We start from the raw sequence: 12,511 nt of genomic DNA on the forward strand, positions 1-12,511 counted from the left end.
GCCCCCACAAGGCAGAGCGTCTGGGGGCTTGCCCCCAGACGGGGGCGTGGGGGCGGAGCCCCCACAAGACACGGGACAACGGCGCGCGCGTGCTGGTCATCTTGATTGCCGCGACTTGCCAAAGCTCTCCTCACTGCACCTCCACCTCCGCTCCGCGATAGAGCGGGCCGAGGAGCAGACTCGACCAGCCGGGCACCGCATCCGGCGTGGTGCCCAGTTCCGGTGCGACCAGCGTGGCGATCAGGTCCTGCTCGGCGGGCGAGTTGGCCAGCGAGCCGGCGGGCGTGGCGGAACCGCCGCCGATGATCCCGTTACCGGGCAGCGGGGGATTCTCGCCGGGTGGCAGGGCCGGGTGCGACGAGCCGTCCTGGACCGGGCCGTCCGGCGGGTACTGCGGCCACCGTCCCGGCGGTACGACCTGCGGATAGCACCGCGGCCCCCGTTTGTCGAGGTATTTCGGGGTGTCCACACCGGGCAGGTACTTGGTGCGGTCGGCGATGAACCGGATCGTCACGTGGTTCATCTGGTCGGTGCCGTAGCCGAACGCCTCGTACGCGCGGGGAACCGACTCCGCGACCTGCTGGAGCAGGCACGGGTACTCGGGCGCGTACTTGGCCAGCACATCCAAAGTGGGCTGTGCGCTGACGGTCAGCTGGATGATGTTGTTCTCGTTGACCCGCAGGAAGCTCGCGAGGTCGGTGGACGCGGTCGTCACCGACGAGAAGAAGCCGGCCAGCCGCTGTTGCTCGTCCACCAGGGTCTTGCTCGTCGTGGTGAGGTCGGAAAGCGCTTGCAAGAAGTCGGGCGCGGCCTTGGCGTAGGTGTCGCTCACGTCGGCCAGTCCGGCTATGTCCGCCTTGATGTCGGGCAGCGACGGGTTCAGCTCGCCCAGGTAGTCCGAGAGCTTGACCAGGGTCGAGCCGAGCTGCTCGCCGCGGCCGTCGAGCGCGTTCGCGACCGCACTCAGCGTCGCTGAAAGTTTCTGCGGCTGCACCGACTGCAGCAGCGGCATCACGTCGTCGAGAACCTTCTGCAGTTCGATCGCCGCGCTGCTGCGGTCCTGCGGGATCACGTCCCCGGCGGCGAGGTGCCGCGGCGCGGGCTCCTGGGGCAGCTGAAGCGCCACGTACCGCTCGCCGAACAACGTCTTGGGGAGCAGGCGCGCCGACACGTTCGCCGGTATCTCGTCGAGCATGTCCGGCTTGAGCGCGAGATCCAGCGCCGCATGCGTCGTCGAACCGTCGCCGGCCACCCGCACCGCGGCGACCTCGCCGACCACCACACCGCGGATCTTGACGTCGGCGCCCTTGCCGAGCTGGTTGCCGGCCCGGTCGGTGTCCAACCGCACCATCGCGACCGGCGTGAAATCCTTGTGGTACACCGCGATCGTGGTGACGAAGAACATCGCGCACACCACCAGGAACACCAGGCCCAGGAACTGGTACCCCAGCCGTCGCAACAGGATCGAGCGGTTCATCCCGAGATCCTCACCGTCGTGGTCGCGCCCCAGATCGCCAGGCTGAGAAAGAAGTCCAGCACCGAGATCAGCACGATCGAGGTGCGCACCGCGCGGCCCACCGCCACACCCACCCCGGCCGGGCCGCCGGTGGCCGTGTAGCCGTAGTAGCAGTGCGAAAGGATCACCAGCGCACTGAAGATCATCACCTTCAAGAACGACCAGAGCACGTCTTCCGGGGGCAGGAAGAGCGCGAAGTAATGGTCGTAGGTGCCGGTGGACTGGCCGTAGACCCACACCGTGATCTGCCGGGACGCCAGATACGAGGACAGCAATCCGACCGCATACAACGGGATCACCGCGGCCACCCCGGCCAGCACGCGCGTGGTGACCAGGTAGGGCACGCTGGGGATGCCCATCACCTCGAGTGCGTCGACCTCCTCGGAGATCCGCATCGCGCCCAGCTGGGCGGTGAACCCGCAGCCCACGGTCGCCGACAGGGCAAGACCCGCGGCCAGCGGGGCCACCTCGCGGGTGTTGAAGTAGGCCGAGATGAACCCGGTGAGCGCGGCGGTGCCCAGCTGGTTGAGCGAGGCGTAACCCTGCAGGCCGACGATCAGGCCGGTGAACATGGTCATGCCGATCATCACGCCCAGCGTCCCGCCGATCACCGCGAGCCCGCCGGTGCCGAAGCAGACCTCGGTCAGCAGCCGTAGCGTTTCCCGCGAATACCGGCGGATCGTGCGTGGCGACCACATCAACGCCCGGATATAGAAGGAAAGCTGGACACCGAAGCCTTCCAGCACCTGCCCCGGACGCGCGATGTATTCGAGAGCCCGGTCGGAGACCGCCTCGCTCGACTCGACCGACTCTGTACTCACTGTTCCTCCGCGGGTTTGCGCGCGACCGCGATCGTGTCGACAGGGCGCTCCCTCCGGAGTCGTGTCACGTCCTCGCCCAGGGCGCCCTGCCGCCCCGATAAGGGGGTCTGGGGGCTTGCCCCCAGTCGGGGGCGTGGGGGCAGAGCCCCCACAAGACAGAGCGTCTGGGGGCTTACCCCCAGTCGGGGGCGTGGGGGCGGAGCCCCCACAAGACACGGGACAAAGGCGCGCGCGTGCTGATCACCTTGCTGGCCGCGACTTGACACAGGAGTACTCATCAGATGGCCTTCGGTGGCACGATCCGCAGGTAGATCGCGGTCAGCACGACGTTGATCAGGAACAGCAGCAGGAAGGTGATCACGACGGCCTGGTTGACCGCGTCGCCGACGCCCTTCGGCCCGCCCGCCGGGTTCAGCCCGCGGTAGGCCGCCACCACCCCGGCGACGAAGCCGTACAGCACCGCCTTGATCTCGCTGATGTAGAGGTCCGGCAACTGCGCCAGCGCGTTGAAGCTGGCCAGGTAAGCGCCCGGAGTGCCGCCCTGCATGATGACGTTGAAGAAGTAGCCGCCGAGCACGCCGACCACGCTGACCAGGCCGTTGAGCAGCACCGACACCACCATGGCGGCGAGCACGCGAGGCACGATCAGCCGCTGCACCGGGTTGACGCCGAGTACCTCCATGGCGTCGATCTCTTCGCGGATCTTGCGCGCGCCGATGTCCGCGCACACCGCGCTGCCGCCGGCGCCGGCCACCAGCAGCGCGGTGATCAGCGGGGACGCCTGCTGCACGATGGCCAGCGCACTGGCCGCGCCGGTGAACGACTGGGCGCCGATCTGCGCGGTGAGCGAGCCCAGTTGCAACGCGATCACCGCGCCGAACGGGATGGCCACCAGCGCGGTCGGCAGGATGGTCACGCTCGCGAAGAACCAGCACTGCTGGATCCATTCGCGAAACTGGAACGGCCGGCGGGGAACGGCGCACAGCACCTCCCAGGCCAGCGTGGACAGCCGCCCTACCTGGGCCAGTGCGGCGGCGCCCGGAAGGTGTGGTGAACTTTCGCGAGAACTCATCCACACCTCCGAAAGTCAGGCTCTGCCGACCTGAGTTTTACGCATTAGGGGAAAGCGCTTTCCGTTAGCGGTGTTCACTACTCCTAGACCTTCAGCGCGTGGGTCGCCGTCGCACCGCCATCGGCCACGAACTCCGCGCCCGTGCAGTAGGAGCTTTCTTCACTGGCCAGAAAGAGTGCGAGATTCGCCACCTCCTCCGGCCGGCCGACCCGGCCCAGCGCCACCTTCTTGCCGAGCCAGGACGAGTCGATATCCACTCCTCCCGCCGCGTCGCGCACCATCTGCGTATCGATGACCCCCGGGTGCACCGAATTGACCCGGATGCCCCGGTTGCCCAGTTCCAGCGCGGCCACCTTCGTCATGCCCCGGATGGCGAACTTGCTCGCGGTGTAGGCGACCACGAAGGGAAGCGCGGCAAGTCCTTCCACAGAGGACACGTTGACGATGGAACCACCGCCAGCCCGTTCCATGGGTTCAACGACCGAACGCATCCCGAGAAACGTGCCGATCTGGTTCACTTTTATCACGCGCTCGTAGTCCGCGAGACTGGTTTTGCCCAGCTCGGAGAAATGCAGGACACCAGCGTTGTTCACCAGCACGGTCAGGTCGCCGAACTCGTCGACGGCCCGGGACACGGCCGCCGCCCAGTCCCCTTCGTCCGACACGTCGAGATGCTGGTAGAGCGCGCCCAACTCCTTCGCCAGCGCCTCGCCCGCCTCGTCGGCGATGTCCGCGATCATCACGCGGGCTCCCTCGGCCACGAACCGCCGGGCCGCCGCCGCACCCTGTCCCCTGGCCGCGCCGGTGATCAGCGCGGTCTTGCCGTCAAGCCTGGCCATCGGCGATCACATCATCTCTTCGGTCAGCGGCATGAGCACCGACTTGAGCTCGGTAAACGCTTCGATCGAGCTGGCCCCGCCCTCGCGGCCGAGTCCCGACTGGTTGAAGCCGCCGAAGGGCAGGTGCGGCTCGATCTGGAAGCCGTTGATGCCGATCGTCCCGGCACGGAGCCTGCGGGACACGCGGAACGCGCGCTGCGCGCCGGCGGTGAACACGCTCGCGCCCAGTCCGTACTCGGTGTCGTTGGCGATCGCGACCGCCTCGTCCTCGTCCTCGAAGGGAATCACCGCCAGCACCGGGCCGAAGATCTCCTCCTGCGCGATGGTGGCCGAATTCTCCACGTCGGCGAAGATCGTCGGGCCGACGAAGAACCCGGCCGCGAGGTCCCCGCCCAGCCGCTGGCCGCCCATCACGAGGCGGCCCTCGCCCCGGCCTCGCTCGATGTAGCCGAGTACCCGGTCGAGTTGGCGCTCGTTCACCAGAGGGCAGGCGAGCACGCCGGGGTCGAACGGGTCGCCGTAGGTGACCGCCGACGCGACACCCTGCGCGGCGGCAAGGAACTCGTCGTAGACGTCGCGATGCACGAGCGCGCGGGTGTTGGCCACGCATGCCTGCCCGGACAGGCCCAGGGTGACCGCACCGACGACGGTCGCGGCGGCCAGCCCGACGTTGGGCGCGTCGGCGAAGACCAGCGCGGGGCTCTTGCCGCCCAGCTCCAGGGAAACCCGCTTGAGGGTGCCCGCCGAGGCCTCGACGATCCGCTTCCCGACCGCGCGGCTCCCGGTGAAGCTGACCTTGTCCACGCCCGGATGCGTGATCAGCGCCTCGCCGACCGGATCTCCCGGCCCAGTCACCACGTTGACCGCCCCGGCCGGCAGCCCGGCCTCGGCCAGCAGCTCGACCATGCGCAGGACGGTGAACGTCGCGTACTCCGACGGCTTCACCACGACCGTGCACCCGGCGGCCAGCGCGGGCGCGACCTTCTGCGCGAACAGCAGGAACGGCGCGTTCCACGGCAGGATCGCCGCGACCACGCCGATCGGTTCGCGGAAGGTCATCGCCAGGTGGTCACCGCCCTGGTACGGCGGGAGGGTCTGGCCGCCGAGCTTGTCCACCCAGCCGGCGTGGTGGTCGAACACGTCCGCCGCGGCGGCGACGGACATCGCGTAGATGCCCGAAGTGAACGACACCGGCACCGAGTTGTCCAGCGCCTGCAGGGCACGCAGCTCCTCGGCGTGCTCGCGCAACAGCTCGGCATACCGGTGCAGCAGCGTGACTCGAGTGCCGGCGCGCGCGGTGGACCACGTGCCGAACGCGGTTCTGGCGGCGGCGACCGCGGTGTCCACATCGGACTTCGTCGCGCTCGCGAACTCGCCGATGACCTCGCCGGTGGCCGGATGGCGGTGGGTCCAGGTGTCCGAGGCCGCGACCCACTCGCCGCCGAGGTAGAGCCGGCCGGGCTTCAGGCCGACCGACTCGCGGTGGGGTTGAACGGTCAGCGTCACAGCAACTCTCCTCCTCCACGGCGGCCGGCCTGCGACCGCGTGCCAGCAGATCTTCGCCCGCGAGGGCTCAGATTAGAATCTGTTCTTGTTACGGGCAAGCCTCAACTACTCGACAGTGAACAGGGCATTCCTCGGGCAAGCCACGATCGCATGGGTAACACGTTCTACCTCGTCCTCCGGCACCTCCGGCGCCAGGATGCGCAGTTCGTCGTCATCGCCCAGTTCGAACACGGCGGGCGCGAACGAGACGCACACCTCGTTGGCCTCGCACCGCATCCGGTCGACCCCGATCCGCATTGCCACCTCCTCAACAACTAGAACATGTTCTAGACTAGCTCCGTGGTCCGGCTGAACCAAGACGGAAGGTCACCCAGAACGTGAGATGTGCACGCTTGGTAAGCCAACACAAGACTGCACGTGGGCGGGGAGGCAGGCCGCCGTGCTGCTCAACCGGCGGCCGGCGAAGAGAAGTCGTGGCCTGGCCACCCGAACACGTTCTGAAAAAAGTTGCGGCGCGCGGAAAAGGGTGAGCACATGCGGATCGGCTACACGGCGGAGCAGGAGCAGCTGCGGGACGAACTGCGCTCCTACTTCGCCCGCCTGATGACCCTGGAACGCCGCGAGGCGCTCTCCGCCGGCGAAGGCGAGTACGGAGACGGCTTGGCGTACAAGGAAATCGTGCGCGAACTCGGCCGTGATGGCTGGCTCGCGCTGGGCTGGCCCGCCGAGTACGGCGGGCAGGCGCGGTCCATGCTCGACCAGCTCATCTTCACCGACGAGGCCGCCGTCGCCGGGGTGCCGGTGCCGTTCTTGACGGTCAACACGATCGGCCCCACGATCATGCGGTTCGGCACCGAAGAGCAGAAGGCGTTCTACCTGCCGCGGATCGCCCGCGGCGAGCTCCACTTCTCGATCGGCTACTCCGAGCCCGAAGCCGGCACCGATCTCGCGTCGTTGCGCACCCGTGCCGTCCGGGACGGCGACGAGTACGTGATCAACGGGCAGAAGATGTGGACGAGCCTGATCGAACACGCCGACTACGTGTGGCTCGCCGTGCGCACCGATCCCGACGCGCCCAAGCACAAGGGCCTGAGCATCCTCATGGTGCCGACCTCCGCCCCGGGCTTCTCGTGGACGAAGGTGCACACCGTCGCCGGGCCGGGCACCAGCGCCACCTACTACTCCGACGTTCGGGTTCCCGTGAGCGCGCGGATCGCCGAGGAGAACGCGGGGTGGCCGCTGATCACCAACCAGCTCAACCACGAGCGGGTCGCGTTGACCTCGGCCGCCCCGATCCAGACCGCGCTGGGAGAGGTGCTGCGGTGGGCGCGGGAGACCAGGCAGCCCGACGGCAGCCGGGTGATCGACGCCGAGTGGGTGCGCCTGCACCTCGCGCGCGTGCACGCCCACGTCGAGTACCTCAAGCTGCGGAACTGGCACATCGCCTGGGCCGCGTCCCAGCACGAGCTCGGCCCGGCCGAGGCGTCGGCGAGCAAGGTGTTCGGCACCGAGCTGGCGATCGAGGCCTACCGCCTGCTGATGGAGATCGTGGGCCCGGCCGCCGTCGTCCGCGAGAACTCGCCCGGCGCGATGCTGCACGGCCGGCTGGAACGCGCTCACCGTGGCGCGCTGATCCTCACCTTCGGTGGCGGCAGCAACGAGGTCCAGCGCGACCTCATCGCGGCCACCGCGCTGGCCCTTCCGGTAACTCGTTGATTTCAGGAGTGGCGCATGGACTTCAGCTTGACCGAGGCGCAGCAGGAGCTGGGCACACTCACCCGGCGGATCCTGGGGGACAAGGTCCGTCCGGAGACACTCGGGCGGCACGGGGAGGGCGGGTTCGACCGCGCCCTGTGGCAGGACCTGGCGAAGGCCGGAATCGTCGACGCCGCACTGCCCGCACCCGCGGGCGGCGGGTTCGGGCTGCTCGAACAGTGCGCGGTGCTCGTCGAGATCGGGCGGACGGTGGCGCCGCTGCCGTACCTGCCGACGATCACCATGGCGGCCTCCGCGCTCGCGGAGTTCGGCGACGGCGATCTCCTCGAACTCTGGCTGGTACCGGTGCTGCGCGGCGAAAAGGTACTGGCCGTCGCCCTGCCCGACGCCGGGGCGCCGTGCGGGTTCACCGCCCAGCGGTCCTCGGGAAATGGCTGGCGGGTGTCCGGCTCACAGACCGCGGTCTCCTTCGGCGCGTTCGCGGACGGTTTCCTGGTTCCCGCCGAAACAAGCGACGGGGTCACGGTTTTCGCCATCGAAAGCGCGGAAACGGAGATACTCACCCAGAGCACGACCGACCACGCCGACGCCGCCTTGATCTCGGCCTCCGACGCTCCCGCGACCTTGCTCGGCGAGCCGGGAGCGGGAATCGACGAGTGGCTACGACTGCGCGGCACAACCGGATTGTGCGCCCTTCAACTCGGTGTGCTGGACAGCGCGTTGCGCTCCACCGCCGAATACACGCGGGAACGGAAGCAGTTCGACCGGTCCCTCGCGGCGTTCCAAGCCGTGCGGCAACGACTGGCCGACGCCTACGTGGACGTCGAAGCCGTCCGGTTGACGCTGTGGCAGGCGGCCTCGCTGCTCGCCGACGGCCGGCCCGCACACGAGGAGGTGGCCACCGCCAAATACTGGGCCGCCGAGGCCGGGCACCGCGTCGCGCACACGGCCGTGCACCTGCACGGCGGGGTGGGCATCGACGTGGACTACCCGCTGCACCGGTTCTTCGCCGCGGCCAAACGGATCGAGTTCTCGCTCGGCGGTGCGACCGCGCAACTGCGCGCGCTCGGCGAACTCCTCGCTTAGTGTACGATTAACCAAATACTTCACATTGTCGTCATTTCCCCCTACCGTAAGTCGCATGCGTAGATGGTTAACCGTATTGGTCGCCCTGGTGGTCCCGTTCGCCCTCCTCAGCTGGCCGGCAGAGGCGGCGCCGGCGAAACTCACCGCGAGCGATTTCCGGCTTCAAGAAAGCGCTTACAATTCGGTCATCGCCAAACTCGACGGGCTGCTGCCGAACGCGTCCGTCCCCGCCGTGCTGGACAGCGCGAACCGCGCCGGCACCGCATGCGACCCCGGTGCCACCCACCAGGCTGCCGCGTTCTGCTGGAACTCCGGCGACAACAACACCACCGACTGGTATCCGCAAGGCATCAGCACCACGGCCGACGCCTACGGCAACGGTCTGTATGACGGCCGCACGGCGCTCTTCGCCAGCTGGTACTACAGCGGCACCGGCACGAACAAGGGCGTACGAGTGTCCTTTGTGGATATGGCAAACCCGAGCGCTCCGAAGTACCGCCACGTGTTGCTCGTCCAGCCGTACACGAACTCCGCGGGGCAGCCCGACTTCAAGCCGGTCACCGTGCACGCGGGCGGGATCTTCACCTACGGCTACTTCCTCTATGTGGCCGACACGTCGGGTGGCTTCCGTGCCTTCGACCTGCGCCATATCTGGAAGGTGACCACCGGCGACAACACGAAGGTCGGACGCCAGTCCGACGGCAGCTACCAGGCGTTCGACTATGCCTATGCGCTGCCCCAGGCGCTGACCTTCACCCACTCGACGACCAACGGCGCGGCGAAGCTCCGCTTCTCCGCGGCATCGCTGGACCGCACCAGCACACCGGACAGCGTGGTCGTGCCCGAATACAACGCGGACGGCACCGGAACGCGCGTGGTGCGTTTCCCGATCGACTACACCGACCGGAAGTTCGCCGAATCCGCCGACGGGTACACGCATGCGTCCGAGGCCTACCAGGTGAACATCAAGAGCATGCAGGGCGCGACCGCGATCGACGGCACCTTCTACGTTTCGGCCAGCGCCGGGGCCTCCACCCGAGGCGCGCTCTACAAGTTCTCCAACAGCAGCGGTCCGACCAAGTATTCGGGCGCCTTCCCGATCGGCAACGAGGACCTGTCCTACCGGGGTCCGCAGAACCAGTTGTGGACACTCACCGAATACCCCGGAAGCCGCTCAGTCGTCGCCGTCAATCCCACCGCGTTCTAGACAGTTTGCGGCTTGAGTGGCGATGCCGGCCGGCGCCGCTCAGGTGAAACACAGCCTGAAAGACTCATTCCGCGAGGATCGGCCGCAGCCGGCGGGGACCCGTGTCGGGCCGCGCCGGCGGCGGGCCGAGAACCACCCGCACGTTGGCCACATGGGCGCCCTCGGGCGAGGCCAGCACGGGATCGAGCGTGAGCGAACGCACCTCCGGGTGCTCCTCCGCCAGCGCGTTGACCCGCAGCACCAGATCCCGCACCGCAGCCAGGTTCGCGGGCTCGTCGCCGCGATACCCGCTCAACAGGGGCGCGGTCTTCGGCTCGCGGATCAGCATGGCGGCGTCCACGTCGGTCAGCGGAACCGCTCGGTAGGCGCGATCGGAAAGCAACGTGCCGACCAGACCGGACAGCCCGAACGACACGAGCGTGCCGAACGACGGGTCGTCCTGCAGGCCGACCAGGCACGAGACGCCCGCGGGCGCCATGCGCTGCACGTACACCTCGTCGTCACCGGAGACCTCGCGCAGGTCCCGGTAGCCACGGCGGACCGCGTCCGCGGAGGCGAGATCCAGGCGCACCCCGGCGAGATCGGGGCGCCCGCGAAACCGCTCGTCCACCGCCTTGACCACGACCGGGTAGCCGAGCGCCTCGGCCGCGGCCACCGCTTCGTCCTCAGTGGACGCCATCCGGAACGGCACCACGTCGATGCCGTAACAGCCAAGCAACCGTACGGCGTCGGCGTCGTCCAACAGGATGTTCTTGTCCGCCCCGGCCAGAATCTCCCGCACGATCTCCTGCGCCTGCTCGATGTGCAGGCCGGGTGGACGGATCAGATTGCCCTGCGGGCGCTGCCGCCACGCCGCGTAGCGCACGACCTTCGCCAGCGCGTTCACCGCACGTTCCGGGCTGGGATAGGAGGGGATGGAACCGCGCCCCGGCGAGCCGTCGGATCCGGGCACCGCCAGCTCGGCGGGCATGCCTTCGACGGCGAGAAAGGTCGACACGATGGGCTTGCGCTGATCGACCTCCCGCACCGCCTCGCGCACGGCGCGGGCGTAGGCGGCCCCGGGAATCGCCAGCGGCGGCACGAAGACCACGACCAGCGCGTCCGTTTCCGGTGAGACCATCGCCTCGCGGACCGCGTCGGCGAACCGCTCCGGCCCGGCCTGCGGGCCCACATCCACCGGTTCGAACGCCAGCCGCAGGCCCTGCGCCCGCGCGGTGTCCGCGGCCAGCAGGCCGATCGCGCTGGAATTGCCCACGATGCCGACCCGCGGCCCGGCGGGCAACGGCTGATAGGCGAACACCAGCGCGGTGTCGAACAGTTGCGCGAGCGTCTCCACCCGCACCACGCCGGCCTGCTCGAACAGGGTCTGCACACTGGCCTCGTCCACCTCGGCCGACGTGGCGGCCAACTGCGGGCGCACCGCATGCCGGCCCGATTTCACCGCCACGATCGGCTTCGTGCGCCCGAGCCGCCTGGCCAGCCGCGCGAACTTCCGCGGGTTGCCGAACGATTCCAGGTACAGCAGCACGAGATCGGTGTGTGGATCGGTCTCCCAGTACTGCAGCAGGTCGTTGCCGGAAACATCCGCCCGGTTACCGGCGGAGACGAAAGTCGACAGACCCAACCCGCGGGTGCGCGCGTCGGCGAGGATCGCCGTCCCCAGCGCACCGGACTGGCAGAAGAACCCGGCTCGGCCACGGCCGGGCAGTTCCGGCGCGAGGGTGGCGTTGAGCCGCACCGCGGGATCGGTGTTGAGCACGCCCAGCGCGTTGGGGCCCACCACCCGCATCCCGTGCGCCCGCGCCTCACCGACCAGCCGCCGCTCGGCATGCAGGCCGTGCGGGCCCGCCTCGGCGAACCCCGCCGACACGATCAGCAGCGTCTTCACGCCCTTGGCCAGCGCGCCGTCGAGCACCGACTCGACCTGGTCGGCGGGCACCGCCACGACGGCGAGCTCCACCGGATCGGGAATGTCCACAACGGACGGATAAGCCCGCACCCCGCGAACCGAGCGACGCTCCGGATTGACCGGATACACGGGACCGGCGAAATCCGCCGACAGCAGGTTCGACAGCACGGCATATCCGACCTTGGTCGGGTCCGCGGAGGCGCCGATCACCGCGACCGAGGCCGGGTGCAGCAGGTTGTGCACGCTGCGGGCCTCCGCCGCCTGCTCCCGGGCGCGCGCCACGGCAAGCGACTCCTCGGTCGGATCGATGTCGAACTCCAGGTGCAGCACGCCCTCCTCGATGGCGCGGCTGACCTGGTAGCCGGCGTCGCGGAACACCCGCACCATGCCCACGTTCTCGGCCAGTACCTCGGCCATGAACCGCCGCAGCCCGCGCTCCGACGCGGCGGCGGCGAGATGCTCCAGCAGGATCGAGCCGAGACCGCGGCCCTGGTGCGCGTCATCGACGACGAACGCGACCTCGGCGGACGGGCCGCCCTCGATCCGCTCGTACCGGCCGACCGCGACGATGGCGTCCCCGAGCAGCGCCGCGAACGCGACCCGGTCGAAGTGGTCGACGACCGAGAACCGCTCCAGGTCGCGCGGCGGGATACGCGGGTAGGCGCCGAAGTAGCGCAGGTATCGCGTGCGCTCGGACAGCTTGGCGTGGAAGGCGACCAGCCGGTCCGCGTCGCTGGGCACGATCGGTCGCAAGTGGACGGTGCCGCCGTCGCTGAGCACCACGTCGGCTTCCCAGTGCCGGGGATAGTCGTACGGGTCGCGGACAGCGCTGCTCATCG

Annotated in this window: 10 protein-coding genes; 3 read left to right on the plus strand and 7 right to left on the minus strand. The window is 69.0% G+C overall.

Going from position 1 to position 12,511, the window contains the following annotated elements; genetic code table 11:
• Positions 1–130: 130 nt before the first annotated feature.
• From A3CU_RS0115890 to A3CU_RS0115915, 6 genes are all read right to left on the minus strand, one after another.
• Positions 131–1,477 (minus strand): MCE family protein, encoded by a 1,347-nt coding sequence (locus A3CU_RS0115890; protein ID WP_027943138.1) that lies wholly within the window; start codon positions 1,475–1,477, stop codon positions 131–133.
• A complete protein-coding gene (locus A3CU_RS0115895) occupies positions 1,474–2,337 on the minus strand; it encodes an MlaE family ABC transporter permease (RefSeq protein ID WP_027943139.1) in 864 nt (287 codons plus the stop codon). The genes A3CU_RS0115890 and A3CU_RS0115895 overlap by 4 nt, the downstream gene beginning before the upstream one ends.
• A gap of 277 nt (positions 2,338–2,614) precedes the next feature.
• Entirely contained in the window at positions 2,615–3,409 is a 795-nt protein-coding gene (locus A3CU_RS0115900) for an MlaE family ABC transporter permease (protein WP_027943140.1), read from the minus strand.
• Between the two features lie 83 nt (positions 3,410–3,492).
• On the minus strand, positions 3,493–4,248 hold the full coding sequence (locus A3CU_RS0115905; protein ID WP_027943141.1) for a glucose 1-dehydrogenase: 756 nt from the start codon (positions 4,246–4,248) through the stop codon (positions 3,493–3,495).
• A 6-nt stretch (positions 4,249–4,254) separates the two neighbouring features.
• On the minus strand, positions 4,255–5,754 hold the full coding sequence (locus tag A3CU_RS0115910; RefSeq protein WP_027943142.1) for an aldehyde dehydrogenase family protein: 1,500 nt from the start codon (positions 5,752–5,754) through the stop codon (positions 4,255–4,257).
• A 105-nt stretch (positions 5,755–5,859) separates the two neighbouring features.
• Positions 5,860–6,051: a ferredoxin gene (locus tag A3CU_RS0115915; RefSeq protein ID WP_027943143.1), complete on the minus strand. Its 192-nt coding sequence runs from the start codon at positions 6,049–6,051 to the stop codon at positions 5,860–5,862.
• Positions 6,052–6,288: 237 nt separating this feature from the next.
• On the opposite strand from A3CU_RS0115915, the gene A3CU_RS0115920 reads away from it, so the two are divergent.
• The 3 genes from A3CU_RS0115920 to A3CU_RS0115930 are packed head-to-tail and all read left to right on the plus strand — an operon-like array spanning position 6,289 to position 9,763.
• The gene (locus A3CU_RS0115920) at positions 6,289–7,470 is read left to right on the plus strand and encodes an acyl-CoA dehydrogenase family protein (RefSeq protein WP_027943144.1); all 1,182 of its coding nucleotides are present in this window, start codon (positions 6,289–6,291) and stop codon (positions 7,468–7,470) included.
• A 15-nt stretch (positions 7,471–7,485) separates the two neighbouring features.
• Positions 7,486–8,556 (plus strand): acyl-CoA dehydrogenase family protein, encoded by a 1,071-nt coding sequence (locus tag A3CU_RS0115925; protein WP_027943145.1) that lies wholly within the window; start codon positions 7,486–7,488, stop codon positions 8,554–8,556.
• Positions 8,557–8,611: 55 nt separating this feature from the next.
• Complete coding sequence (locus A3CU_RS0115930; protein WP_027943146.1) at positions 8,612–9,763, plus strand: hypothetical protein; 1,152 nt, start codon at positions 8,612–8,614, stop codon at positions 9,761–9,763.
• 64 nt (positions 9,764–9,827) lie between these two features.
• Here A3CU_RS0115930 and A3CU_RS0115935 read toward each other — a convergent pair whose 3' ends face one another.
• Positions 9,828–12,509, minus strand: a complete 2,682-nt coding sequence (locus A3CU_RS0115935) for a bifunctional acetate--CoA ligase family protein/GNAT family N-acetyltransferase (RefSeq protein WP_027943147.1) — start codon at positions 12,507–12,509, stop codon at positions 9,828–9,830.
• Positions 12,510–12,511 lie beyond the last annotated feature (2 nt).

It is taken from the genome of Amycolatopsis taiwanensis DSM 45107 (assembly GCF_000519205.1).
GTDB classification, from domain to species: domain Bacteria; phylum Actinomycetota; class Actinomycetes; order Mycobacteriales; family Pseudonocardiaceae; genus Amycolatopsis_E; species Amycolatopsis_E taiwanensis.